This is a genomic window from Nocardia terpenica, assembly GCF_013186535.1.
Lineage (GTDB): Bacteria > Actinomycetota > Actinomycetes > Mycobacteriales > Mycobacteriaceae > Nocardia > Nocardia terpenica.
On record NZ_JABMCZ010000001.1, the window covers coordinates 11,854 to 36,877 of the forward strand.

The following is a 25,024-nucleotide window of genomic DNA, read 5'->3' on the forward strand; positions in this document are numbered from 1 at the left end:
GGCGGACAACGATGTTCGAATGGTCCGAGACCGATGTGCTGATCCGGGACGCGGTGCGGGGCTTCATCGATAAGGAGGTGCGGCCGCGGCTCGATGCGCTGGAGAGCGGTGAGACGACGCCGTATCCGATCATTCGGAAGCTGTTCGCCGAGTTCGGGATCGATGCGCTCGGCGCGGAAGCGGTCGAGAAGATGTTGGCCAAGCGGCGGGCGCGAGAAGCGGGCGAGACCACCGACAAGTCGGGGCGAAAGTCCGGCGACGGCGGCCCGTTCGGTGGTCAGGAATCGCTGATGGCCGTGCTGATCGGCGAATTGTCCGGCGTCTGCATGGGTTTGGTCACCGCGATGGGTGTCAGCATCGGCCTCGGGGCCACCACCATCATGTCGCGGGGCACGCTGGCGCAGCAGGAGCGTTGGCTCGCCGACATCGTGACCATGAAAAAGATTGCGGCCTGGGCGATTACCGAACCGGATTCGGGATCGGACGCCTTCGGCGGCATGAAGACCTACGTCAGGCGCGACGGTGAGGACTACATTCTCAACGGGCAGAAGACGTTCATCACCAATGGCCCGTATGCGGATACGGCGATCGTGTATGCTAAGTTGGACCCCGGCCAAAAGCATGCCGGGGCAGGTTCGGGTGACGTCGGTGTGGACAGGCGCGACCGAAAAGTACTCACCTTCGTGCTGGACAAGGGCATGGAGGGTTTCACCCAGGGCAAGCCGTTCCGGAAGATGGGCCTGCACGCCTCGCCCACCGGCGAACTGTTCTTCGACAATGTCCGCCTCGGCCGGGACCGGCTGCTCGGCGAGACCGAGGAGCACGGCGGCGGCGACGGACGCGAGAGCGCCCGTTCGAGTTTCACCGCCGAGCGCATCGGTGTGGCCTTCATGGCGCTGGGCATCATCAACGAATGTCACCGGCTCTGTGTGGATTACGCGAAGAGCCGCACGTTGTGGGGTCAGGAGATCGGCCGGTTCCAGCTGGTGCAGCTGAAGCTGGCGAAGATGGAGATCGCCCGGATCAATGTGCAGAACATGGTGTTCAGCGCCATCGAACGCGCCCGCGCGGGCAAGCCGCCGACGCTGGCCGAGGCATCGGCGATGAAGCTGTACTCCTCCGAGGCCGCCACCGATGTGGCCATGGACGCCGTCCAATTGTTCGGCGGCAACGGCTATATGACCGAATACCGGGTGGAACAACTGGCCCGCGACGCGAAATCACTGATGATCTATGCCGGGAGCAATGAGATTCAGGTGACCCACGTGGCCAAGGGGCTGCTGGGGAACTGACGTCCACGTCGTCCTAGCTTCCGTGTTCCCGGCATGCTGGCTTTCGTGTTCCCGGCGTGCTGGCTTTCGTGTTCCGGGCGTGCTGGCTTTCGTGTTCCCGGCATGCTTTTGGCCGGGAACTCGCCGCTTCATACCGCCCGTAAGCGCGTCCGGCTCGCATACACATGCTCGGCAATAAGCGTCGCGATGCGGTCGGGTGCCTCCAGCATCGGGACGTGGCCGACGCCGTGCACCAGGATGCGATCCGCCGAGTCGGGCAGCTCGTCGAGGAAACGCCTGGCGTACAGCCGATTCGGGATCACCCGGTCGTATTCGCACAGCAGCAGGCGCACCGGCGTCGGCAACGTGGACAGATCCTCGAGCGCGGGCGCGCGCAGGCTGCTGGCCAGGAATGGCAGCAGGGCCGGGCACTCCAGGGCCGCCGTGATCGCCTCCTCGACCGCGCGCCGCGATACCGCGCCGGTGTTCTTGCTCAGGATCCGCGCGGTGAATTGCCGTGCGGGGCCGCTCGAGCGGAGGAAGCCGGGCAGCCGCTTGCCGATCTCCACCACCGGCACCAGCGACGCGAACTTCACCGTCGCCCACAGCTGCAGCAGCGACGGGCTGTGCCAGCCGCCGGCGGGTGCGATGGCGGTGAGGGTGCGGGCCCGGCCGCGGCGGGCCAGTTCGAACCCGACCCACGCCCCCAGCGAGTTGCCCGCGATATGGCAGGTGCGCCAGCCCAATTCGTCGAGCTGATCCTCGACGCGGTCGGCGAGCGTGTCCACGTCGAGATACCAGCCGGAGGCCGCGGGCCCGCCCCGGTGCCCGGCGAAGGCCGGAGCGAATACCTCGCAAGTCCCGGCCAGGCGCGCTGCCACCTGATCCCAGCAGTGCGGGGAGAGCATGAATCCGTGCAGCAGGAGCAGCGGATCTCCGGAGCCGGTGTGCAGCGCACGGACCGGCGCGAACGGAGTGGTGGTGCGGGACGTCATCGTCGGCACCCCTTCCCGGACGGCGATGTCCACAGGGAGTGTGTCCGATCAGCATTGTACGGTCGGGAGGTGGCCCAAATCATCAGTACGATCAACGTCAACGGGGTGCGTGCGGCGACCGGGAAGACCGGCAGGGGAATGCTGGAGTGGCTGGCGACGACCGAGGCCGACATCATCTGCCTGCAGGAGACGCGAGCAACCGACGAGCAGACGCGCACGGCACTCGCGCCCGTGCTGGACGCGGGCTGGCATCTGGCGCACGCCGAGCCGGGGTCGAAGGGCCGCGCGGGCGTGGGTATCCTGTCCCGGCGCGAGCCGCGATCGGTGCGGATCGGTTTCGGCAGCGCCGAATTCGACGGCGCGGGCCGGTACGTCGAGGCGGAGTTCGACGACCTGACGGTGGCCAGCGTGTACGTGCACACCGGCGAGGCCGACACGCCGATGCAGGACGAGAAGTACCGATTCCTCGGTGAGCTGGGCGCGCACCTGAAGTCCCAGCGGCGCGACTTCGTGATCTGCGGCGACTGGAACGTCGCGCACACCGAGCTGGACATCAAGAACTGGAAGGGCAACGTCAAGAACGCGGGCTTCCTGCCGGGCGAGCGCGCGTGGATCGACGAGATGCTCGCCGCCGGGTACGTCGACGTGGTGCGCACCCTGCACCCGGGCGTGCCGGGCCCGTACAGCTGGTGGTCCTACCGCGGCCGCGCCTTCGACAACGACGCCGGGTGGCGCATCGACTACCACCTGGCCCGCGGGGCGGTGGCCGGGCGGGCGAAGCAGGCCGTGGTGGAGCGCGCCGCCGAGTACGCGCTGCGCTGGTCCGACCACGCGCCGGTGACGGTGCAGTACCGATGAACCTGTCCGGCAAGCGAATCGGCGGCCTGCTCGCGGCCGCGGGCGTGATCGTGGTGCTCATCGTGGCGACGCTGGTACTACGCAGCCACCCCTCCTCGTCGCCGAGCACCGGCGCGGCGACCTCCCACCCCGCGGCCACAGCCACGCCGAACGGCACCCCGCCCCCGGTGACCGGCCGCGCCCCCGGCGTCCCCGACCGCGCCTACCAGACCCTGCGCGAGATCGACGCGGGCCGCTGGCCCGGCTCGGCCGACGCCCCCGGCACCAAGGGCGGCGACCAGTGGATGAACCGCGGCGGCGACCTCCCCCGAACCGACCCCGCCGGTAAAAAGATCACCTACCGCGAATGGGACGTGAACCCGAAGAAACCAGGCCAGACCCGAGACGCCGAACGCATCATCACCGGCAGCGACAGTTCGGCCTATTACACCGGCGATCATTACCGAACGTTCACCCGCATGCGGTAAGTGTGGGCCCCGGCCAAAAGCACGCCGGGGCCGGATAGATGTGAAACACGCCGGGGCCGGGTCGGTGTGAAGGGCGTCGGGTCGGGTCGGCGTGATGCACGTTGGGTTCGGGCTGACGTAAGCACGTCAGGGCCGGGTCGGCGTGTAGCGCGTTGGGTTCGGGTCGGCGTGAAGCACGCTGAGGTCGGGTCGGCGTGAAGCGCGTCGGGTTCGGGTGGACATGATGCGCGTTGGGTTCGGGCTGGCGTGTAGCGCGTTGGGCCGGGTCGGCGTGTAGCGCGTCGGGTCAGGTCGGCGTGAAGCGCGTTGGGTTCGGGTCGGTGTGAAGGACGCCGAGGCCGGGTCGGCGTGATGCGCGTTGGGTTCGGGCTGGCGTGATGCACGTTGGGTTCGGGTCGCCGTGTAGCGCGTCGGGTCGGGTCGGCGTGATTCACGCTGGGTTCGGGTCGGCGTGAAGCGCGTTGGGGTCCGGTCGGCGGGATGTGTGTCGGGTCGGGCTGATGGGAAGTATGGCGGGTTGGGTTGTTGAGGTCGGGTCTGGTTTTCAATTCGGAAGGGGTTGTGCGGATGGGTACTTCGATGACGGTTACGGAGTTTTTGGGTGGGGGAGATGGGGGTGGGCGGGCTGCTGTGTTGGGGGCTGCGGTGTCGGGGGCGGTGGTTGGGGTGTTGGCTGTGGGGGACGGGGAGTTCAGTGGGGTGCGGTTCAAGGTGCCGGAGGGGTATGTGGCGCGGGAGTTGCGGGGGGTGAAGATGCGCACTGTGGCGGGGGTGTTCGACGAGTTTGCCGCGGCGTTTCAGTTCGCCTACTACTTCGGGGAGAACAAGGATGCCTTCGATGAGTGCCTGCGCGATCTGGACGATTTCGTGGGGCGGGCGCCGGGATATGTGGCGGTGATCCGCGATGGGGCGCAACTGCTCGCCGACGAGCCGGTGGAACTGGACTGGTTCGACGCCGCGGTGACCGACGCCGCGCGGCACTGGGCGGCCCGGGGCGTGGCCTTCCGCGTGGTGCTGCAGGATCGGCCCGCGGGCGTGCAGGCGGCCACCCTCACCCTCGTGTGACATTGGCCATTTTGCCCTGGGGCCGTGCATAACTCGTGCTCATCGGGCGCATCATGGGGCCCATGAGAATGACCGTGACGCTCGACCACGACGTGGCCGAGCTGATCGAGCGGGCCGCTCACAGCCAGCGCCGATCCAAGAAGTCAGTCGTCAACGAGGCACTGCGCCGCGCACTGTCGGAGTCCGCCCCGGCGCCGTCCCGGCCGGACTCCGGTTCCCGGCGTGCCGATGCCGCAAGCATGACGGAGGTCCGCACCGGACGGTCGTTGGCGGGCTGGCAGGTCGATGTCGAGGACTATCGGGCGTTCAGTGAGGCCATGACTCGTTATTTCGGTCTGCCCGCGCCGCCGCCGCATCTCTATCTGGTGCGGGACAGCTGACGGTGGCATGCGAAGATCGGGGGTATGTCGAGTCCTGCTCCATCCGGTGAACGCAAGCAGCGGGTCCTGTCGGGGATCCAGCCGACCAGCGATTCCTTCCACCTCGGCAACTACCTTGGCGCGCTGGCGCAGTGGGTCAGGATGCAGGACGACTTCGAGGCCCTGTACTTCATTCCCGACCTGCACGCCATCACCGTCCCGCAGGAGCCCAAGCAGCTGCGCAACCGCACCAAGCGGGCCGTCGCCCAACTGCTGGCCCTCGGCATCGACCCGAAGAAGTCGACGCTGTTCGTGCAGAGCCAGGTGCCCGAGCACGCCGAGCTGGCCTGGGTGCTGAGCTGCATCACCGGTTTCGGCGAGGCCGGTCGGATGACCCAGTTCAAGGACAAGTCGGCCAAGCAGGGCTCGGACAACGCCACCGTCGGCCTGTTCACCTACCCGGTGCTGATGGCCGCCGACATCCTGCTGTACCGGGCGCACTACGTCCCGGTCGGCGAGGACCAGCGCCAGCACCTGGAGCTGACCCGAAATCTGGCGCAGCGCTTCAACACTCGCTTCAAGAAGACCTTCGTGGTGCCCGACCCCTACATCGTGCCCGGCACCGCGAAGATCTACGACCTGCAGGACCCCACCTCGAAGATGAGCAAGTCCGCCGCCACCGACGCGGGCCTGATCAACCTGCTCGACGATCCGAAGGCGACGGCCAAGAAGATCCGCTCCGCGGTCACCGACACCGAGCGCGAGATCCGCTACGACCCGGAGACCAAGCCGGGCGTGAGCAACCTGCTGGTCATCCTGAGCTCCATCACCGACACCCCCATCGTCACCCTGGAGCAGGACTACGCCGGAAAGGGTTACGGCGACCTGAAATCCGACGTGGCCGACGCCCTCGTCGAATTCGTCACTCCCCTCCAGGCCAAGGTGCAGGAATACCTGGACGACGAGGCCGAACTGGACCGCATCATCGCCTCCGGCGCCACCCGCGCCCGCGAGATCGCGAGCAACACCCTGGCTCAGGTCTACGACCGGGTCGGTTTCCTCGCCCGCTGAACCACCGGCCCCGCCGCGCGACCCGCCCGGCGGTCCCGGGCGATCGACGCGCTGCATGAATCTGTCGCCGCGTAGTAACCAGAGATGCGACAGTAGGTGCGGCCGTGGCGGAGAACCCTCGCGTGGGAGCGGCAGCACCTCGCGGGGCCGAGTGGTTTCCGGGAGGCAGGGTGCTCGACAAGGTCAGGGCGCGGATCGAGCGGGAGGTGCAGGCGCGGCCGTGGCTGGATCACCTGGTGCGCGCGGGCGGCCGATTTCAGCGCCAGCGGGGCGACTACTACGCGGCGGGCATCACGTATTTCACTGTGCTGGCGCTGTTTCCGCTGCTGATGGTCCTGTTCGCGGTGGCCGGTTTCGTGCTGTCGCGCAATCCGCACCTGCTGTCGGAGATGCAGGGCAAGGTGGTGCACAACATTCCGGGCTCGCTCGGCGGGCAGCTCAACGACCTCATCGATCAGGCGATCCGCTCCCGCACCGGGGTCGGTGTGCTCGGCCTGCTGGGCGCCTTCTACGCCGGGCTCGGCTGGATGGCCAACCTGCGCGCCGCCCTCACCGAGCAGTGGGAACAGCAAGCGCCGGAACGTAACTGGTTCGTCACCAAGCTCTCCGATCTGCTCGCCCTGGTGGGTCTGGGCCTGGCCATGGTGATTTCGATCGGCCTGTCGGTGCTGTCGGGCAGCGCCCTGGGCCAGGATCTGCTGCGGCTGGTCCACCTCGAACACGCCCCCGGCGTGAGCGCCCTGCTCACCCTGACCTCGCTGCTGCTGGCCGTGCTGGCGTCGTGGGCGGTGTTCGCCTGGATGATCGCCCGCCTGCCCCGCCAGCCGGTCACGATCGCCAGCGCCGCCAAGGCCGCCCTCATCGCCGCGGTCGCCTTCGAGGTCTGGAAGCAGATCGCGTCCTTCTATCTGAAGAAGGTGCTCACCAGCCCCGCGGGCGTCGCCTTCGGCCCCATCATCGGCCTGATGGTCTTCGCCTACTTCACCGCCCGCATCATCCTTTTCGCCACGGCCTGGGCCGCCACGGCCAGCGAGAACATCCCCGAGGCCGATATCGCTCCGCCCGCCCCGGCCGTCATCCGACCCCGGATCGCCGTGGGCATGTCCGCGCGTACGGGCGCGGCGCTTTTCGGTGCGGGAGCCGCTGTGGCCACCCTGCTCACCACCGCCCGCCGCCGGTAGCCGCGGACCGCGGCGGATCGGCTAGCGGCGCGGCCGTCCGGTCAGCGTCCAGGCGCCGATCAGCAGAACGACGACCAGGACCAGTCCGCCGACGATCAGCACCATGCGCAGATTCTCGTGATGGGTGTCGGCGTGCGTGGCGGCCTCGGGTTCGTGTGGGGGCGGGGAGGCAAGGGCCACATTGGGATTGGACTCGTCCTCCGCGCTGCCGGGCAGGGTGCCGACCGATGCGCCCGCGGGCAGGCCGAAACCGTAGTCGAGCAGGCGGGCGGCCTGCTCCGGCGGCCGGATCGGCAGCACGTCGCCCTTCAGCAAGGTGACGACGAGCCGGTGCCCGTTGCGTTCGGCGGCGGTGACGAAGGTCTGGCGGGCGTCGTCGGTGTAGCCGGTCTTGCCGCCGAGGTCGCCGTCGTAGTCGAACAGCAGGTGGTTGTCGTTGGCGATCGCGAATCCGGGATGGTCCTTGTCGCCGGGAATCTGCGGATTGGCCGGGTAGCCAGGGAAATCGGCGTGTTCGGTGTGCACGATCCGCGCGAAGGTCGGGATGGTCATGGCCTCGCGGAAGATGGTCGCCAGATCGTAGGCCGAGACGCTCATGCCCGGCCCGTCCAGGCCGGACGGGGTGGCGGCGCGGGTGTCCAGGGCGTGCAGGTGCCTGGCCAGATCGTTCATCTTCGCGACGGTCGCCTCCGGACCGCCGAGCTGGGTGGCGATGGCGTGCGCCGCATCGTTGCCCGAGCACATGAGCAGCGCCTGCATCAGCTGCATATTGGTGTACTGCCCACCGGGACCGATGCCCACCCGGGTGCCGTCGGCATTGGCGTCGTCCTGCGTACCGGTCACCACCTTCTGAAGATCGAGGCTGCGCAGCGCGACCGTGGCCAGCAGCGTCTTGATGGTGGAGGCCGGGCGGTAGCGCCCGTGCGGATCCTTCGCGGCCAGCACCCGGCCGGTGTCCAGGTCGGCGACCAGCCAGGCCGTGGCGGAGATGTCGCCCGGCACCGGCGGCGCACCGTCGGGCAGCACCAGCCCGCACGCGCCGAGCCGTTCGCCGCCGATCGGGGGCGACGGGACCGGCAGCGGCGGTGGCGGGGCCTCGCCGGAGGTCGGGACCTCGGAGGTGTCGATGGCCGGCGGCGGATTCGTCTTGTTCGGGCACGCATCGGTATTCGGCGTGGTGAACGTCGTCGACGGCGGCGGGGCGGGCTGGGCCGTGGCGGCGCCGAGCCCGGTCAGTGCGCTGGCACCGACGAGCCCGGCCGCGAGCGCGGCGGCCGCGAGGGAACCGGGTCTACACCGGCGATCGGGCCGGGACATGCGGGTGCTCATCGCTCGAGAGCTTATGCGCACTCGTCCCGGATCGCCCAGGTCGCCCTCCGGATCACAAAAGCATTGACAGCGTCTCCAAAATGAGAGTTACTATCAAAAAGTAGAAACTCTCAACTGATGAGGTGTGTCATGAAGGCGAATGCACGGAGCGGAACTCCGATCGCGGCCGGGACGAGGGGACACGGCCCCGGGGGAGAGGGCCGCGTCCCGGGGGAGACCCGCCCCGACCGCACGGACGGCAGCACGGTTCCGGACGGAGGGCGGGGATCGTCCGGAACCGCCGGGGCGGGCCCGGCCCGCTGGCTGGCCCTCGGCGCGCTGGCGACGGCCATGCTCACCATCGGCCTGGACACCACGGTGCTGGTCGTCGCGCTGCCCACGATGGCGGTCGACCTGCACACGAATACCGCTGCGCTGCAATGGTTCACCACCGCCTACACGCTCACGCTGGCCGCGCTCATGCTGCCCGCCGGGGCGCTGGGCGACCGCTACGGCCGCAAGCGGTTCCTGCTCGCGGCGATGGCGCTGTTCGGCCTCGCCTCGATCTGGTGCACGGTGGCGTCCTCGTCCGGTGAGCTGATCGCGGCCCGGGCGCTGCTGGGCGTGGGCGCGGCGGCCATGATGCCGCTGTCGATGTCGGTGCTCCCGGCCATGTTCCCGGACCGGGCCGAACGGCAACGGGCCCTGACGATCTGGGTCTCCTCGACCGCGCTCGGGCTGCCGCTGGGCCCGATCGTGGGCGGCTGGCTGCTGCAGCACTTCTGGTGGGGCTCGGTGTTCCTGATCAATGTGCCGCTGGTGATCGTCGGACTGGTCGCCATCGCGGTGCTGGTTCCGGAATCGCGCAGCGACAACGTCTTTCGCATCGATCTGCCCGGCGTGGTGCTGTCGGCGGGCGGAATGCTCGGCCTGACCTACGGTTTCATCCGGCTCGGTCAGGGCTGGGGCGACGGCGCGGGCTGGTCGGCCGCGGCGGCGGGCGTGGTCGCGCTGGCGGCCTTCGTCGGATGGCAGCGGCGCGCGGCGCACCCGCTGGTGCACCTGGGCCTGTTCGAAACCGCCGGATTTCGTTGGGGCACCGCATATTCCATTGTCGTCAACTTCGCCATGCTCGGCCTGTTCTTCACCGTGCCGCAGTTCTTCCAGGCGGTGCTGGGTGTCGACTCGCTGGGCAGCGGGCTGCGACTGCTGCCGGTGATCGGCGGCCTGGTGGTCGGCACCCGCGTCGTGGACAAGCTGCTGCCCCGAGCCGGGGTCCGGGTGGTGCTGACCGCCGGGTTCGCGGTGCTGACCGCCAGTCTGGTCATGGGCGCGCTCACCCGCGTGGACAGGGGATACCCCTACACCGCCGTCTGGATGAGCGTGCTCGGCCTCGGCATGGGACTGGTCATGCCCGCGGCCATGGGCATGGCGATGGGCGAGCTCACCGCGGAGCGCTCCGGCTCGGGATCGGCGCTGCTGCAGGCGCTTCGGCAGGCCGCGGGCACCATCGGCGTCGCGGTGCTCGGCACGGTGCTGTCCGCGCAGTACCGCTCGGGCCTCGGGGCCGACAACCGGCCGCCGCTGTCGGACAACGTGAACGCGGGCGTCGCGGTCGCGCACAAGCTCGGCGATCCGGGGCTGCTCGGCCACGTGCAGACGGCGTTCGTGAGCGGCATGGGCGCGATGCTGTGGGTGTGCGCGGGGATCTGCGCGCTCGCGGCCGTGCTCGCGGCGCTGTTCGTGCACGGCCGGTCGGGCGCGGCGCCCGACACCCATGCGGGAGAATCGGTGCATGTCGGCTGACTCCCAGGCACCGCCAGCGCAGGCCCATTCGGGTGCATCGTCGCCCCGGATGGGTCTGCGCGAGCGCAAGAAGGAACGCACCCGTCGCACCATCCGCACCGTGGCCATGCGGTTGTTCCGGGAGCAGGGCTACGCGGAGACCACGGTCGAGCAGATCGCGGAGGCGGCGGACATCTCGCCGAGCACGTTCTTCCGCTACTTCCCGTCCAAGGAGCAGGTGGTCCTGGCCGACGATCTCGATCCGATCCTGATCCGGGCCGTCGAGGCGCAGCCGCCGGAGCTGTCGCCGCTGGAGGCGCTCGAGCGCGGCGTGTTCGAGGTCTTCGACGCGTTGGGCAGCGAGGAATTCGAATTCGAACGCCAGCGCACCCGGCTGGTCTACGGCGTCCCGGAACTGCGCGGGGTCGTCATCCAGGAGACCGAGCGCAATATCGCGATGATCGCCGATCTGGTCGCCCGCCGCACGGGCCACGCGGCGGACTCGCTCGAGGTGCGCGCGTTCGCCGGGGCGATGATCGGCGCCATGATGACGGTCATCGACGACGGCGAACTCGACCTCGACCGGTTGAAGCGGGTCGTGGCCTTCCTGAAGGCCGGAATGCCGCTGTGACTCAGGCGAGTCCGGCGGTGGCCCGCTGCCGCGCGACCACGTCGTCGGTCATGGTGGCGAAGAACCCGCCCACCACGTCCTCGATCTCGGAGATCGATTTCGCGCAGTAGAGCACCGGCTGGTAGTGGGTGATGTCGTAGACGGCGGTGCCCATCTCGGTGATGTTCAGCGGGCGGAGCTCCGCGTCGCGGAACTCCTCGATCTCACCGTAGGACGACAGCAGGCCCGCGCCGTAACATCGCACCTCGCCCCGCTCCCGGACCACGCCGAACTCCATGGAGAACCAGAACACGTCGGCCAGGAACTTCAGTGCCGCATCGGTTTCCAGCCGCGCCACCGCCGCGCCCACCTCGGCGTAGATGGCCGCGAACCGCGGGCTCGCCAATTGGTTCGCGTGCCCGATGATTTCGTGGATGGCATCGGGCTCCGGGGTGTACAGCGGCGCCGAGTGATGCCGAATGTACTGGGTGGAGTGGAAGGTTCGGTCCGCGAACGAGCCGAAGAACTGCCGCAGCGGGACCAGCCCGGCCGCGGGCACATAGCGAAAACCGCTGAGCGGCACCAGCTTCGCCGTCACCTCGTCGAGTTGCGGGATGTGGTCGACCGGCAGGCCCAGACGCTCTTGTCCCGCAAGCACTTCCGCCGAGGCGAGCTTGCGGTGCTTGCGCGCCAGTTCGGCGGAGACGATCCGCCACACCTCTTCTTCCTCGTCGGTGTAGGCGATGCGGGGGAGCGGCCCACCGTCCCGGTAGGACAGCGCCTGGGCGGCGATCCCATTGCGGCGGGCCCGGTACTCCGGGTCGTGCACACCAGGGTGCTCGTCGCTCAGGTGCACCGTCACGCCACCGTCGGTCGTCGTGGTCACCGGCGAGTACAGCTGAGCTTCGTTGAACATGACTCGATGCAAGCACCGCTGGACCGATCCGACAACAACCGTCGAGCCATCTGGACAATTTGCCTAGCTAACCTAGGTTGTCGAGCGGCCTCCGGATTCCGGCCGAAAGCGCGCCGGAATGACGAGAGCGCTCCGTCATCCCGGCGGGTTTTCGGCCGAAATCAGCGGGCGAACAGCAGGGCGCGCTTGACTTCCTGGATGGCCTTGGTGACCTCGATGCCGCGCGGGCACGCGTCGGTGCAGTTGAAGGTGGTGCGGCAGCGCCACACGCCCTCGACGTCGTTGAGGATGTCCAGGCGCTCGCGGGCGCCCTCGTCGCGGCTGTCGAAGATGAAGCGGTGCGCGTTCACGATCGCGGCCGGGCCGAAGTAGCTGCCGTCGTTCCAGTACACCGGGCACGAGGTGGTGCAGCAGGCGCACAGGATGCACTTGGTGGTGTCGTCGAAGCGGGCGCGGTCGGCCTGCGACTGGATGCGCTCGCGGGTGGGCTCGTTGCCGTGCGTGATCAGGTACGGCTTGACCGCGCGGAACGCGTCGAAGAACGGCTCCATGTTCACCACGAGATCCTTCTCCACGGGCAGGCCGCGGATGGGCTCGACGGTGACGGTCAGCGCCTTGCCACCCTTGGGCAGCATGTCGCTCATCAGCACCTTGCACGCCAGCCGGTTGACGCCGTTGATGCGCATGGCGTCCGAACCGCAGACGCCGTGCGCGCACGAGCGCCGGAAGGTGAGCGTGCCGTCCAGGTAGGACTTGATGTAGATGAGCACGTTCAGGAAGCGGTCGGTCGGCAGCACCGGCACCTGGAACGAATCCCAGTGCGCGCCTTTGCCGTCCTCGGGATTGAACCGCGCCACCTTGACGGTGATCATGGTCGCCCCGGCGGGAACGGGGGCGGGCTTCTGTCCTGCGGGAGCTTCGGCTACGGCAGTCATCAGTACTTACGCTCCATCGGCTCGTAACGGGTCTGCACGACCGGCTTGAAGTCCAGCCGGATGTCGGCGAGCAGATTCGCCTGCGCCCCCGGCTCGACGTCCTTGTACGCCATGGTGTGGCGCATGAAGTTGGTGTCGTCGCGGTCCGGGTAGTCCTCGCGGGCGTGCCCGCCGCGCGACTCCTTGCGGTTGAGCGCGCCGACCACCGTGACCTCGGCCAGCTCCAGCAGGAAGCCCAGCTCGACGGCCTCGAGCAGATCGCTGTTGTAGCGCTTTCCCTTGTCCTGCACGGTGATGTGCTCGTAGCGCTCCTTGAGCGCATGGATGTCGGTCAGCGCCTGCTTGAGGGTCTCCTCGGTGCGGAACACCGCGGCGTTGGCGTCCATGGTCGCCTGCAGTTCGGTGCGGATGTCGGCGACGCGCTCGTTGCCGTGCTCCGACAGCAGGCCCGCCAGCCAGCCCTGCACCATGGCGGCCGGATTCTCCGGCATCTCGGCGAACTCGGAGCGCTGGGCGTACTCCGCGGCGGCGATGCCCGCGCGGCGGCCGAACACGTTGATGTCCAGCAGCGAGTTGGTGCCCAGGCGGTTCGCGCCGTGCACCGATACGCACGCGCACTCGCCCGCGGCGTACAGGCCGGGCACCACGTCGGTGTTGTTGCGCAGCACCTCGCCGCGGATGCGGGTCGGGATGCCACCCATCACGTAATGGCAGGTCGGCATGACCGGCACCGGCTCCTTCACCGGGTCCACGCCCAGGTAGGTGCGGGAGAACTCGGTGATGTCGGGCAGCTTCTCCTCGAGCACGTCCTCGCCGAGATGGGTCACGTCGATGTAGACGTAGTCCTTGTTCGGTCCCGCGCCGCGGCCCTCCAGGACCTCCTTGACCATCGAGCGGGCGACGATGTCGCGCGGCGCGAGGTCCTTGATGGTGGGGGCGTAGCGCTCCATGAACCGCTCGCCGTCGGCGTTGCGCAGGATGCCGCCCTCGCCGCGGACGGCCTCGGAGATCAGGATGCCCAGACCCGCCAGGCCCGTCGGATGGAACTGGTGGAACTCCATGTCCTCCAGCGGAAGTCCCTTGCGGAACACGATCGCCATGCCGTCGCCGGTCAGCGTGTGCGCGTTGGAGGTGGTCTTGTACATGCGGCCGGAACCGCCGGTGGCGAACACGATCGACTTTGCGTGGAAGACGTGGATGTCGCCGGTGGCCAGCTCGTAGGCGACCACGCCGGTGGCGACCGGGCCGCGGTCGGTGTTGGTCAGCACCAGGTCCAGCACGTAGAACTCGTTATAGAACTCCACGTCGTGCTTGACGCAGTTCTGGTACAGCGTCTGCAGGATCATGTGGCCGGTGCGGTCGGCGGCGTAGCAGGCGCGGCGGACCGGGGCCTTGCCGTGGTCACGGGTGTGACCGCCGAAGCGGCGCTGGTCGATCTTGCCTTCCGGGGTCCGGTTGAACGGCAGACCCATCTTCTCCAGGTCGAGCACCGCGTCGATGGCCTCCTTGGCCATGATCTCCGCGGCGTCCTGGTCGACGATGTAGTCGCCGCCCTTGACGGTGTCGAAGGTGTGCCACTCCCAGTTGTCTTCTTCGACATTGGCCAGCGCGGCGCACATGCCGCCCTGGGCGGCGCCGGTGTGGCTGCGGGTCGGGTACAGCTTGGTCAGCACGGCGGTGCGGACCCGGGGCCCGGCCTCGATCGCCGCGCGCATCCCCGCGCCACCCGCGCCGACGATGACGACGTCGTAGCGGTGCTCCTGGACAGGACGAGATTCACTCATCGGGGGTGCCTGTTCCTAACTGATGTTGGGGTCGAAGGTGAAGATGACATAGGTGCCCACGCCCATGATCAGGATCATCGAGACGACGAGCAGGGTCTTCAGCCAGAAGCGGGTGGAGTCCTTGCGGGAGTAGTCGTCGATGACCGTGCGCAGGCCGTTGCCGCCGTGCAGCTGCGCCAGCCACAGCATGGTCAGGTCCCACAGCTGCCAGAACGGGCTCGCCCAGCGGCCGGCGACGAAGCCGAAGTTCAGCCGCTTCACACCGCCGTCGAGCATCAGCATGATCGTCATGTGGCCGAGCACCAGCACGACCAGCAGCAGGCCGGAGAAGCGCATGAACAGCCACGCGTACTTCTCGAAGTTGCCGCCCGCGGGACGCCGCGGCGCGCGGGGCGCGTCCAGGCTGGCGGGGCGGTCGTAGGACTTGCCGAGAACAGGTGCGCTCATATCAGTGCTCCGTCAGCAGGTAGAAGAACTGGCGGCCGACGCCCACGCCCGCGACCAGGATCCAGATCGTCAGCACGATCCACAGCATCTGGCGCTGGTACCGGGGGCCCTTGGACCAGAAGTCGACGAGGATGACCCGGATGCCGTTGAGCGCGTGGAACAGCACGCACACCACCAGGCCCATCTCCATGAGAGCCACGATCGGGTTCTTGTACGTCTCGATCGCCCGGTTGTAGGTGTCCGGGCTGACGCGCACCAGCGCGGTATCGAGCACGTGCACGAACAGGAAGAAGAAGATCGTGACGCCGGTGATCCGGTGCAGCGCCCAGGACCACATGCCGGGGTCGCCGCGGTACAGGGTCTTCCGCTTCGGCTGAGCCGGAGCCTCGAGTGTGGTCGTCATAGAGTGCGGTGCCTCCAACGTCGTTGATGGACCCGGTCGTGGTCTCGGCGCGGGCGGGCGGCAAGCTGTTCGACCTGGAAAAACAACCACGGTGCCGACATCCGGAGGGTGGCCGGCCCGCCGCCGGGTACCTGAACCGATCTGTCGAGAACTCTAATCCTCGGCGATTCGCGGAACTAATTCGGCGGGCCGAGCGTTGGATCACGTTTTCGCCGAGTTAGGTTTGCCTATCCTGATGAATTGACGGGCGCGTCCGGACTTTTCTACGGTCGTGTTCGACTGGTTCGAGTGGAGGTCCGATATGTCGGAAACAGACTGGGAAGTATTGCGCCGCAATGCCTTTCAAGTTATGCAGAATGCCTATGCGCCGTACTCGCGGTTCCCGGTCGGCGCGGCGGCGCGCACCGACGACGGCCGAATTGTGAGCGGCTGCAATGTGGAGAATGTCTCATACGGTTTAGGCCTGTGTGCCGAGTGCGTACTCGTCGGTAACTTGTGCGCGTCGGGTGGCGGGCGATTGCTGGCGATCTCCTGCTGCGACTCGCGAGGAGAAATCCTGATGCCGTGCGGTCGCTGCCGACAGGTGCTCCACGAGCACGGAGGTGCGGATTTGCTTATCGATCATCGCGAAGGCCCGCTAGCGCTTTCGCGTTTGCTGCCGAGTGCCTTCGGGCCCGAAGACCTTTCCGCGGGCCAGCGGTAAGTGTGAATTTCGGCACGCATATCCACTGCGGCAACGTTTTCCGATAATCGCCGACCGAGTGCGCGGCGCCGCCCCGCGGATCTGAGAGGCTGTTGGGCATGGTGAGTGTGCATTCGGCAGTGTCGGTGATCGCGGCGAAGCGGGACGGGCGTGAGCTCGACGACGAACAGATCGACTGGGTCATCGATGGATTCACGCGCGGCGTGGTCGCCGACGAACAGATGTCGGCCCTGGCGATGGCGATCTTCTGGCGCGGGATGACGCGGCGCGAACTGGCGCGCTGGACCAGGGCCATGATCGAGTCCGGGCAGCGGATGAACTTCACCGACCTGCCGCGGCCGACCGTGGACAAGCATTCCACCGGCGGCGTCGGCGACAAGATCACGTTGCCGCTGGCGCCGCTGGTCGCCGCGTGCGGGGCGGCCGTGCCGCAGCTGTCGGGCCGCGGCCTCGGCCACACCGGCGGCACCCTGGACAAGCTGGAGTCGATTCCCGGCTGGCGGGCGACTGTGACGGTGCCGCAGATGCGGCAGATGCTGTCGGATCCGAAGGTCGGCGCGGTCGTGTGCGCGGCGGGCGCGGATCTGGCCCCGGCCGACAAGCGGCTGTACGCGCTGCGCGACGTCACCGGCACCGTGGAGTCGATCCCGCTGATCGCCAGCTCGATCATGAGCAAGAAGATCGCCGAGGGCACCGCGGCACTGGTGCTGGACGTGAAGGTGGGCGCGGGCGCGTTCATGAAGAACATCGACGCCGCGCGCGAATTGGCCACGGCCATGGTCGAATTGGGCGCCGACGCCGGCGTGCGCACGGTCGCGCTGCTGACCGCGATGGACACCCCGCTCGGCCGCACCGCCGGAAACGCGCTCGAGGTGGCCGAATCGGTGGAGGTGCTGGCGGGCGGCGGCCCGGCCGACGTGGTCGAACTCACCGTGGCGCTGGCGCGAGAGATGCTGGCGCAGGCCGGAATTCACGATGCCGACCCCGCCGCCGCGCTGGCCGACGGCCGCGCCATGGACCACTGGCGCGCCATGATCGCCGCCCAGGGCGGCGACCCGGCGGCCCGCCTGCCCCGGGCCAAGCACACCGAGGTGCTCGAGGCGGAGCGGTCGGGCACCATGACCCGCCTGGACGCCATGGGCGTCGGCCTGGCCGCCTGGCGCCTGGGCGCGGGCCGAGCCCGCCAGGGCGACCCGGTCCAGTTCGGCGCGGGCGTCGAAATGCACGCCAAGCCGGGCGACCCCATCACCGCCGGCCAACCCCTACTCACCCTGCACACCAACACCCCCGAAGCCATCCCCGGTGCGGTGGAAGCTCTCCGCGGTGCCTACGAGATCGGGGCCGATCCGGTAACCGTCCCCCCGATCGTGCTGGACCGCATCGCCCCCTAGCCCATTCGTAATCCCGGCGTGCAGCCTTGTACACGGCCCATTCGGCCGTGCCGCCCTTATTCATGATTCCGGCGCGCTTTTGGCCGGAATCTCGCAGTGGATCCCGGCCAAAAGCACGCCGGGACCATAGGAATGGTTGCGCCGGGACCATGGGAGTGGTTGTGCCGGGACCATGCGGGGCGGCGCCGGGACCATGAGGATTGTCGTGTCCGGAGCGTGCAAGGTGGTGACGGGAGGGACTCTCCCGGGTGGCGACATGCTGGCGAGAGGATGGACACAGTCGAAGTCGGCTGCGGAACGGGGGCGGGACGGATAGCGTCGTTGCATGACTGGACCGATGCCTTTGACCCTTGCCTCGATCCGCCAAGCCCCCAAGGCCGTCCTGCACGACCACCTCGACGGCGGGTTGCGGCCCGCGACCGTTCTGGAGTTGGCTATCGAGTGCGGATATGACGAGTTGCCGGCCGACAACGCCGAAACACTGGGGAACTGGTTCCGCGATGCCGCCGACAGCGGATCGCTCGAGCGCTACCTGGAAACCTTCGCCCACACCGTCGCGGTGATGCAGACCCCGGAGGGGCTGCGGCGGGTGGCCCGCGAATGTGCGGAAGACCTGGCCGCCGACGGGGTGGTGTACGCCGAGGTGCGGTTCGCCCCCGAACAGCACCTCGAGCGCGGCCTCACCCTGGACGAGGTGGTCGAGCACACGCTCGCCGGCTTCCGCGAGGGCGAGGAGACCGCCGCCGCGGCGGGCAATCCCATCCGGGTGACCTGCCTGCTGACCGCCATGCGGCACGCCGCGCGTTCGCGGGAGATCGCCGAACTGGCCGTGCGTTTCCGCCACCGCGGGGTCGGCGGTTTCGACATCGCCGGCGCCGAGGCCGGTTTCCCTCCCACCCGGCACCTGGACGCGTTCGAGTACGTGCGCGCCAATCTCGGGTTCTTCACCATCCACGCGGGTGAGGCGTTCGGCCTGCCCTCCATCCACGAGGCGCTGGCCTTCTGCGGCTGCGACCGGCTCGGCCACGGCGTGCGCATCACCGACGACATCTTCGACTCCGACACCGAGCCACGGCTCGGCCTCGTGGCGAACTACGTGCGGGACAAGCGGATTCCGCTGGAGCTGTGTCCGTCGTCGAATGTGCAGACCGGCGCGGTGCCCTCGCTCGACAAGCACCCGTTCGACCTGCTGGCCCGACTGCGCTTCCGGGTCACCGTCAACACCGACAACCGGTTGATGAGCGACACCGACATGAGCCGCGAAATGCTGAAACTGGTGGAGACCTTCGGCTACGGCTGGAGCGACCTGGAGCGGTTCACCATCAATGCGATGAAGTCGGCGTTCATTCCGTTCCCGGATCGGTTGCGGCTCATCGATGAAGTCATCAAGCCGGGTTACGCGGTGCTGATCGGCTAGGACGACCATGGTGATTCCGGCGTGCTTTTGGCCGGAATCTTGCGGTAGATCCCGGCCAAACGCACGCCGGGATCATGGAGGTGAGCGCGCCGGGATCATGGAGGGTGGGTGCGCCGGGATCACGGAGGTGGGCGCGCCGGGATCGCTCCTCGCATAACGATGCACCCCGTCCGAATGGGCGGGGTGCATCTGCGCTTGCGACTCAGCCCTTTTGGAGCCTGGCTTCGAATGCCTGCTCCAGCGCGCGCCAGCTCTCGGCCTCGGCGGTGAAGGGCGGGCTGGGGGCCAGGCGGCTGGGGTCGGGCTCGAGGAGGTAGGAGACGTACCAGCCGAGGGGGGTGGATTTGGCCAGGGACTGCTCCACGGTGTCGTCTTCCGCGTAATCGGCGGCGTCGGTAAACAATTCGACCGCCAGGTCGAGCTGTTCGATGTCGACCGACTTCGGGCCCTCGGCCAGGTCGTCGGCCAGGCCGGGCAGCACGTAGACGTTCTCGTCGTCGACCTCGACCTCGAGCGAGCCGTCCACGGCCGCGGTCTGCACGCTGGCGTAGGTGCTGACCCGCGCCAGATCGTGCTCGTGCTCGTCGGCCAGGTAGCGGGCCAGGGCGCGCTCGGAGGTGAACACGGTGATCGTGCCCCCGCTGCCCAGGAAGATCGGCTCGTCGTCGAGATAGCAGCGGAGGGTGAAGAAGGTGCCCTCGGAGGTGACGATCTTGACCGGGTCGATGCCGACCTCGTGCCAGAACGTCTCCTCGACCTCCTCCTCGTCTTCCTCGTCGAGATCGACGGTCTCGAAGTCGTTGTCGTCCTCGGTGTCGGCGGCGTCCTCGGCGTCGACGACATTCTCTTCCGCCGCAAGCAGTTCTGCCTCGGCGACGGCCACCGCGTCGGCGTCGACCTCGGGGCTGTGCACCACCGAGTCGATGGCGTCGACCACCCGGTCCCAGTCCTTGGCGATGGCGTTGCCGATCTGGTCCCATAGTTCCTCGCCCTCGCGCCCGGCGAAGGCGCTCACACCGGCCGGGAGCGCGCCCAGCACCGGGTGCGAGCCGAAGAACTTGGTCACCACGTCGAGCTCGCAGACCTCGCCGATGGTGCGGACCATGCCGAGGGTCTCCTCGAGCTCGGCCAGGGTGTCCGGGTCCGGATCGCCCGCGGCCAGTTCGGGCACGCCGACCAGATCGAACACGTGCTGCTCCTCCGGCTCCAGCTCGGCGGCCGACAGGCCGACCACGACCTTCCAGGCGGGATGGTCCACCAGATCGTTGTCGGTGTCGGTCCGGATGAACGCGGCCAGCTCCGCGACGGACTCGAAACCGTACAGCGCGTCCTCGTGCCCGAGGAATGCCTCCCATTCGTCGTCACCGTCTCGCCAGCGCGGTGCCCACAGGGTGACCAGATCGCCGTCGGTCAGGCCGAGCTCGATCGGGACGATGTCTCCAGAAGCCATGACCGGAAGCCTATCGAGCCGCAGCGTTCGGCACTATTCGGCCCGCCCCCCAACGATTCCCGACGCGGGGTCGACGAACGCGGAGTTCAGCTTCGACACCACCTCCGACCGTTGGGCTCCGGCGTCCTGGGCCGCCTGCTGGCAGGCCCAGATGATGAGCTGCGACACCTCCGACGGTGGCCGCGAGGTGACCGACTCGGCCAGGTCGAGCGCGACCAGGGCGCCGTCGCTGTCCACCTCGACGCGCACCGCGCCGTCCTCGGTGGTGTGCCGGCCGCGCACCTGCTTGAGCCCGTAGAGCGCGGCCTCCAGCGCCTCGAGTTTCTCGGTCGCCGCCGCGACCAGGGCATCCATCTCGCCGCTCATACCGGCCTCATCCAGCTCGTGGGTCCCGTGTCTGCGTCGTCCATGCGGTCGAGTTCGTCCACCGCGGCCTGGCGGGTGGGCAGGCCGAGCTTGTCCAGGATCTCGGTGGGCATGCCGGTCTCGGCCAGCAGTTCGCGGCGGCGCGCCTTGGCAACGATGGCCGACCGCTTGGTCAGGCGCAGGATCTCCGACGCGAGAGCCCGTGCACCGTAACGGTATTCGCTGCGCTCGAACTTGATCTCGATCGGCATGCCCTGGTCGGTGGCGCGCACGCTGATGGTCCCGGCCCGGTTGGTGCTGGCGGCCACCGTGACGCTGGGAAGCTGCTGCCGGGGCTGCGGTTCGCTCATGTGGTCGGCCTGAAGAAGCCGTGGAATGCCATTCCCATGTTCTCCGTTCGAATCGGGTCGATCTGCACAGGATCACCGGCCTCGACCATCTGTCCGTTACCGACGACCATCGCGACGTGGCCGTCCCAGATGGCCAGATCGCCGGGCATGAGGTCGCCGGGGCTCACGGGGGCGGCGCCGGCGCTCTGGTCGGCGGCCAGGCGCGGCAGATCGACACCGGCCTGGCCGTAGGCCCACTTGGTGAGGCCGCTGCAGTCCAGCCCGGCGCCGGGGGTGTTGCCGCCCCACACGTAGGGCGTGCCGACGGCGCTGACGGCCGCCTTCACGGCGGTGGCGGCCTTCGGGTTCGGGGCCTCGACCCGGCTGCCGTCGGGCAGCGTGATCATGACGCCGCCGTGTCGACCCGGCTGGTCACCGGTCGTCGACTGCGGTGCGGTGGGGGCGCCGCCGGTGGTGCCGGGCCGCGAGGAGACCACGGCCGCAGCGGGACTCACCAGGGTGCCCATCATCGAGCCGCCGGTGGACAGGACGCCGCTGAGCAGCGAACCGGCCTGCTGCACCATGCCGCTCGCCACGGGCGCGGCCACGGCGGCGGGGGCCACCGCGGTGGCGGGCGGGGGAGTGGGCGGCGGCGGGGTGAGCTCGCTCATCGACGCGGTGTGGGTGTCGAGGTCGGAGCGGACCCGGCCGACCACGGCCAGCGCCTGGCCGAAATGGTCGATGGCGGAACCGACTACGGTGGCCAGGCCCGGCGGGGTGGTGACGGCCGGGCCGAGCGCGGTCACCGAGTTCACGAACGAGCGCACGATGCCGTCGAGTTCCTGCTGCCCGGTCCGGACGGTGGCGGCGGCCTGGGTGACCACGTCGGCCATGTCGTTGCCGCGGTCGGAGATGGTGGCCGCGGAGGTCTGCACCTTCAACGCCTTGTCCATGGCCGCGTCGCCGCCCTGGCTCTGCCAGGCATTGCTGACCTGGTTGATGCTCGCGCTACCGGCCTGATGGATGCCGTCGAGCGTGGCGGAGGTCCGGCGCAGCGCGTCGGCCGGGCCGTCGCCGGGCAGCACGCCGCTGCCGAAGCTGGTGAGCAGGTCGATCAGCGGCTTGGCGAGGGATTCGAGGTCGATGACGCCCGTCATGCCGACTCACCTCCGGTGGCGCGCAGCGCGGCGGCGGAGCCCTGATCGGTCTCGGTGTAGGCGGTGGCCGCGCCGGTCGCGGCGGCGCCCATGGTGCCCAGTACCGCCGACAGTTCGCCGATGGAGGCGACGTGACCGGCGTGGGCCGCGGCGTACGCGGCGACGAAATCGCCGCCGACGAGTCCGAAGATCGGGCCGAGCAGCAGTGGGTCGGCGGCGGCCGCACCGGCTGCGGCGGTGCCCATTTCACCGGCCAGGGTGTCGGCTGTTGCACCGTAGGCGGCGACGCCCGTGGTGTCGACCGAGATCTTGCCCATCAACAATCCCCCATCGTGCTGGTCTCGTGGCAGATTACGTCATACGGGTACTTCGACGCAGGTGCCACGGGCACGGTTCCACCCACGGGCCGCGAATTCGACCGGCCCGGAGCGCGCACCGGGACAGACCTTATCGTTCCCTGCATGCGCAAGCTCATCGTGGACCACCCGCTCGCCGCCACCCTTCTGACGACCATGCGGGACGCCCGGACGCCGAACGCGGCGTTCCGGGCGGCCCTGCGCGACCTCACCGGCATCCTGCTGTACGAGGCGCTGCGCGACGCGCCCATCGCGACCTTCGATGTCGCCACGCCGGTCGCCACCACGCGGGGCACCCGGCTGGCGCACCCGCCGCTGCTGGTGCCCGTGCTGCGCGCCGGGCTCGGGATGATCGACGCCGCCGGGGAATTGGTCCCGGAGTCGCGCGTCGGCTTCGTCGGCATCGCCCGCGACGAGCGGACCCACCAGCCGGTCCCGTACATGGAGTCGCTGCCGGAGAACCTGGCCGACCTCCCGGTCTTCGTCCTGGACCCGATGCTGGCCACCGGCGGCTCCATGCTGCACACCCTGGAGCTGCTCGCCGCCCGCGGCGCCACCGACATCACCGCCATCTGCGTGGTCGCCGCCCCCGAAGGCGTTGCCACCCTGGAGAACTCGGGCCTGCCCGTCCGCCTGGTGATCGCCGCCATCGATGCGGGCCTGGACGCCGACGCCTACATCGTCCCCGGCTTGGGCGACGCGGGCGACCGCCAGTTCGGCCCGCGCTGAGTAGATCTCCCAGGCAGGCGTCAGAGCTTTTCGCAGTACGCGCGCAATTCCGACAACCGCTGGGCGGCAGTGGATTTCGCCCCGGGAAGCGCTTCGCGCGACGGTACCGGCTCGACCACCTCGAGGTAGCACTTGAGTTTTGGTTCGGTGCCGGAGGGGCGGATCACGATGCGCAGGGACGGGCCCTCGAAAATCAGTGCGTCGGTGCGCATCCGGCCGCGGACGCGGGACATGTCGGTGCAGGTGACCGGGATTCCGGCGATGGTGTCGGGCGGGGTGTCGCGCAGGCGGGCGACCACCTCCGCCGCGGCCGCCTGGTCGGCCAGTCGCAGCGACACCTGCGCTCCGGCGTGCAGGCCGAATTCGAGCGCGTAGTCGTCGAGGACGTCGAGCGGGCCGCGGCCCTGCGCCCGCAGCCGGGCGACCAGGTCGGCGGCGGCCACCGCCGCGGAGATGCCGTCCTTGTCGCGCACCGCGTTCGGGTCGACGCAGTGGCCGATCGCCTCCTCGTACGCGTAGACCAGGCCGTCGCCCGCGCGGGCCAGCCATTTGAAGCCGGTCAGGGTCTCCGCGTAGCGGGCCCCGCGCGCGGCAGCCAGCTCGCCGAACAGGCGCGAGGACACGATCGTGGTGGCCACCAGCGCGTCCGGCGGCGCGGTGCGCAGCACGTAATCGCCCAGCAGCACCCCGGTTTCGTCGCCGCGCAGCATGCGCCAGCCGTCCGGGCCGCGCACCCCCAGCGCGCACCGGTCGGCGTCCGGGTCCAGCGCGATCGCCAGATCGGCGTCGACCTTGTCGGCCAGTGCCAGCAGCAGATCCGAGGCGCCGGGCTCCTCCGGATTGGGGAACGACACCGTCGGGAAGTCCGGGTCCGGCGCGAACTGGTCGATCACCACGTGCACATCGGTGAAGCCCGCGGCGTGCAGGGCGGCCACGGCCGGTTCGCCGCCGACGCCGTGCATCGGGGTCAGCGCGATGCGAAGCGCGTCGCGCCGCACCGGATTCGGGGCCCGGTCCGGCCCGCCCAGCACGGTGGGCAGGGACGCGACGCGCTCCAGATAGCGGCGCGCGATCTCCTCGCCGAGATCGGCGACCGAGGCATCGGCGGGCAGCCCGAGCACGTCGGGCGCGGGCGCCGTCGGCAGCGGATCGGCCCGCAGGATCGGCTCCCGCACGGCCTCGATGCGGGACTCGATCTCGCTGTCGGCGGGCGGAATCAGCTGCGACCCGCCGTCCAGATACACCTTGTAGCCGTTGTCGTTCGGCGGATTGTGCGAGGCGGTGATCTGCACGCCCGCCACCGCGCCCAGCTCCCGCACCGCGAACGCCACCACCGGCGTGGGCAGCGGGCGGGGCAGCGGCAGCACCGAGAAACCGGCCGCGGCAAGGACTTCCGCGGTCGCGGTCGCGAATTCCGCGGAGCCGTGCCGGGCGTCGCGGCCGACGATCACCAGCCCGCCGCCCAAACAGCGCTCACGCAGCCAGTCGGCCAGCCCCGCGGTAGCCCGCGTCACCGTCCCGACATTCATCCCGTCGGGCCCATCCTGAAGCGGCCCCCGCAGCCCGGCCGTTCCGAATCGCAACATCAGCGATACCTCCCTTACAGCAGTTCCCGGCCAAAAGCATGCCGGGGCCTTCGTGGGCTGGGTGTGCCGGGGCCTTCGTGGGCTG

26 protein-coding genes are annotated in these 25,024 nt (G+C 69.1%); 13 read left to right on the plus strand and 13 right to left on the minus strand.

Going from position 1 to position 25,024, the window contains the following annotated elements:
• Window positions 1-11: 11 nt before the first annotated feature.
• Window positions 12-1,292 (plus strand): acyl-CoA dehydrogenase family protein, encoded by a 1,281-nt coding sequence (locus HPY32_RS00060; RefSeq protein ID WP_067581731.1) that lies wholly within the window; start codon window positions 12-14, stop codon window positions 1,290-1,292.
• Window positions 1,293-1,420: 128 nt separating this feature from the next.
• Here the strand turns inward: HPY32_RS00060 and ephH are convergent, their stop codons facing one another.
• Window positions 1,421-2,266 carry an epoxide hydrolase EphH gene (ephH, locus tag HPY32_RS00065; protein ID WP_067585389.1) on the minus strand — a complete coding sequence of 282 codons (846 nt, stop codon included), beginning with the start codon at window positions 2,264-2,266 and terminating at the stop codon, window positions 1,421-1,423.
• A 69-nt stretch (window positions 2,267-2,335) separates the two neighbouring features.
• Here ephH and HPY32_RS00070 point away from each other — a divergent pair, with 69 nt between their 5' ends.
• The 6 genes from HPY32_RS00070 to yhjD all read left to right on the plus strand — a co-directional run bounded on the left by HPY32_RS00070 (window position 2,336) and on the right by yhjD (window position 7,267).
• Window positions 2,336-3,124: an exodeoxyribonuclease III gene (locus HPY32_RS00070; RefSeq protein ID WP_067581734.1), complete on the plus strand. Its 789-nt coding sequence runs from the start codon at window positions 2,336-2,338 to the stop codon at window positions 3,122-3,124.
• Window positions 3,121-3,591 (plus strand): guanyl-specific ribonuclease, encoded by a 471-nt coding sequence (locus tag HPY32_RS00075; protein WP_171982674.1) that lies wholly within the window; start codon window positions 3,121-3,123, stop codon window positions 3,589-3,591. The genes HPY32_RS00070 and HPY32_RS00075 overlap by 4 nt, the downstream gene beginning before the upstream one ends.
• A gap of 675 nt (window positions 3,592-4,266) precedes the next feature.
• Window positions 4,267-4,656, plus strand: a complete 390-nt coding sequence (locus HPY32_RS45535) for a barstar family protein (RefSeq protein WP_309247498.1) — start codon at window positions 4,267-4,269, stop codon at window positions 4,654-4,656.
• Between the two features lie 62 nt (window positions 4,657-4,718).
• Window positions 4,719-5,036, plus strand: a complete 318-nt coding sequence (locus HPY32_RS45540; RefSeq protein ID WP_156674135.1) for a ribbon-helix-helix domain-containing protein — start codon at window positions 4,719-4,721, stop codon at window positions 5,034-5,036.
• Window positions 5,037-5,060: 24 nt separating this feature from the next.
• Entirely contained in the window at window positions 5,061-6,086 is a 1,026-nt protein-coding gene (gene trpS, locus HPY32_RS00090) for a tryptophan--tRNA ligase (RefSeq protein ID WP_067581740.1), read from the plus strand.
• 170 nt (window positions 6,087-6,256) lie between these two features.
• Window positions 6,257-7,267 (plus strand): inner membrane protein YhjD, encoded by a 1,011-nt coding sequence (gene yhjD / locus HPY32_RS00095; protein ID WP_067581743.1) that lies wholly within the window; start codon window positions 6,257-6,259, stop codon window positions 7,265-7,267.
• Window positions 7,268-7,288: 21 nt separating this feature from the next.
• Here the strand turns inward: yhjD and HPY32_RS00100 are convergent, their stop codons facing one another.
• The gene (locus tag HPY32_RS00100; protein ID WP_067581746.1) at window positions 7,289-8,596 is read right to left on the minus strand and encodes a D-alanyl-D-alanine carboxypeptidase family protein; all 1,308 of its coding nucleotides are present in this window, start codon (window positions 8,594-8,596) and stop codon (window positions 7,289-7,291) included.
• A gap of 330 nt (window positions 8,597-8,926) precedes the next feature.
• On the opposite strand from HPY32_RS00100, the gene HPY32_RS00105 reads away from it, so the two are divergent.
• Complete coding sequence (locus tag HPY32_RS00105; protein WP_082871157.1) at window positions 8,927-10,381, plus strand: MFS transporter; 1,455 nt, start codon at window positions 8,927-8,929, stop codon at window positions 10,379-10,381.
• A 49-nt stretch (window positions 10,382-10,430) separates the two neighbouring features.
• On the plus strand, window positions 10,431-10,991 hold the full coding sequence (locus HPY32_RS00110) for an acyl-CoA-like ligand-binding transcription factor (protein WP_067581749.1): 561 nt from the start codon (window positions 10,431-10,433) through the stop codon (window positions 10,989-10,991).
• A gap of 1 nt (window position 10,992) precedes the next feature.
• On the opposite strand, the gene HPY32_RS00115 is transcribed toward HPY32_RS00110, so the two are convergent.
• The 5 genes from HPY32_RS00115 to sdhC form a co-directional block, all read right to left on the minus strand.
• Complete coding sequence (locus HPY32_RS00115) at window positions 10,993-11,886, minus strand: phenylalanine 4-monooxygenase (RefSeq protein WP_067581752.1); 894 nt, start codon at window positions 11,884-11,886, stop codon at window positions 10,993-10,995.
• Between the two features lie 161 nt (window positions 11,887-12,047).
• A complete protein-coding gene (locus HPY32_RS00120; RefSeq protein ID WP_067581755.1) occupies window positions 12,048-12,821 on the minus strand; it encodes a succinate dehydrogenase iron-sulfur subunit in 774 nt (257 codons plus the stop codon).
• Window positions 12,821-14,605 (minus strand): succinate dehydrogenase flavoprotein subunit, encoded by a 1,785-nt coding sequence (gene sdhA / locus HPY32_RS00125; RefSeq protein ID WP_067581758.1) that lies wholly within the window; start codon window positions 14,603-14,605, stop codon window positions 12,821-12,823. The genes HPY32_RS00120 and sdhA overlap by 1 nt, the downstream gene beginning before the upstream one ends.
• A gap of 15 nt (window positions 14,606-14,620) precedes the next feature.
• Entirely contained in the window at window positions 14,621-15,052 is a 432-nt protein-coding gene (locus HPY32_RS00130; protein WP_067581761.1) for a succinate dehydrogenase hydrophobic membrane anchor subunit, read from the minus strand.
• Window position 15,053: 1 nt separating this feature from the next.
• A complete protein-coding gene (gene sdhC / locus HPY32_RS00135; protein ID WP_067581764.1) occupies window positions 15,054-15,455 on the minus strand; it encodes a succinate dehydrogenase, cytochrome b556 subunit in 402 nt (133 codons plus the stop codon).
• A gap of 301 nt (window positions 15,456-15,756) precedes the next feature.
• Here sdhC and HPY32_RS00140 point away from each other — a divergent pair, with 301 nt between their 5' ends.
• From HPY32_RS00140 to HPY32_RS00150, 3 genes are all read left to right on the plus strand, one after another.
• On the plus strand, window positions 15,757-16,158 hold the full coding sequence (locus HPY32_RS00140) for a cytidine deaminase (protein ID WP_082871158.1): 402 nt from the start codon (window positions 15,757-15,759) through the stop codon (window positions 16,156-16,158).
• Window positions 16,159-16,265: 107 nt separating this feature from the next.
• Window positions 16,266-17,549, plus strand: coding sequence for a thymidine phosphorylase (locus tag HPY32_RS00145; protein WP_156674332.1), 1,284 nt, complete (start codon window positions 16,266-16,268; stop codon window positions 17,547-17,549).
• Between the two features lie 325 nt (window positions 17,550-17,874).
• On the plus strand, window positions 17,875-18,966 hold the full coding sequence (locus tag HPY32_RS00150; protein ID WP_067581767.1) for an adenosine deaminase: 1,092 nt from the start codon (window positions 17,875-17,877) through the stop codon (window positions 18,964-18,966).
• A gap of 202 nt (window positions 18,967-19,168) precedes the next feature.
• On the opposite strand, the gene HPY32_RS00155 is transcribed toward HPY32_RS00150, so the two are convergent.
• The 5 genes from HPY32_RS00155 to HPY32_RS00175 are packed head-to-tail and all read right to left on the minus strand — an operon-like array spanning window position 19,169 to window position 22,585.
• Window positions 19,169-20,416 (minus strand): SatS C-terminal domain-containing protein, encoded by a 1,248-nt coding sequence (locus HPY32_RS00155; protein WP_067581770.1) that lies wholly within the window; start codon window positions 20,414-20,416, stop codon window positions 19,169-19,171.
• Window positions 20,417-20,449: 33 nt separating this feature from the next.
• Window positions 20,450-20,782: a YbaB/EbfC family nucleoid-associated protein gene (locus HPY32_RS00160; RefSeq protein WP_067581773.1), complete on the minus strand. Its 333-nt coding sequence runs from the start codon at window positions 20,780-20,782 to the stop codon at window positions 20,450-20,452.
• The gene (locus HPY32_RS00165) at window positions 20,779-21,132 is read right to left on the minus strand and encodes a hypothetical protein (protein WP_067581776.1); all 354 of its coding nucleotides are present in this window, start codon (window positions 21,130-21,132) and stop codon (window positions 20,779-20,781) included. The genes HPY32_RS00160 and HPY32_RS00165 overlap by 4 nt, the downstream gene beginning before the upstream one ends.
• Complete coding sequence (locus HPY32_RS00170) at window positions 21,129-22,268, minus strand: NlpC/P60 family protein (RefSeq protein WP_067581778.1); 1,140 nt, start codon at window positions 22,266-22,268, stop codon at window positions 21,129-21,131. Before HPY32_RS00170 ends, HPY32_RS00165 begins: the two co-directional genes overlap by 4 nt.
• The gene (locus HPY32_RS00175; protein ID WP_067581781.1) at window positions 22,265-22,585 is read right to left on the minus strand and encodes a DUF2563 family protein; all 321 of its coding nucleotides are present in this window, start codon (window positions 22,583-22,585) and stop codon (window positions 22,265-22,267) included. The genes HPY32_RS00170 and HPY32_RS00175 overlap by 4 nt, the downstream gene beginning before the upstream one ends.
• A 144-nt stretch (window positions 22,586-22,729) precedes the next feature.
• Between HPY32_RS00175 and upp the strand changes: the two genes are divergently transcribed.
• Window positions 22,730-23,353 (plus strand): uracil phosphoribosyltransferase, encoded by a 624-nt coding sequence (gene upp, locus HPY32_RS00180; RefSeq protein WP_067581784.1) that lies wholly within the window; start codon window positions 22,730-22,732, stop codon window positions 23,351-23,353.
• A gap of 20 nt (window positions 23,354-23,373) precedes the next feature.
• Here the strand turns inward: upp and HPY32_RS00185 are convergent, their stop codons facing one another.
• Window positions 23,374-24,939 carry a phospho-sugar mutase gene (locus tag HPY32_RS00185; RefSeq protein ID WP_067581785.1) on the minus strand — a complete coding sequence of 522 codons (1,566 nt, stop codon included), beginning with the start codon at window positions 24,937-24,939 and terminating at the stop codon, window positions 23,374-23,376.
• Window positions 24,940-25,024 lie beyond the last annotated feature (85 nt).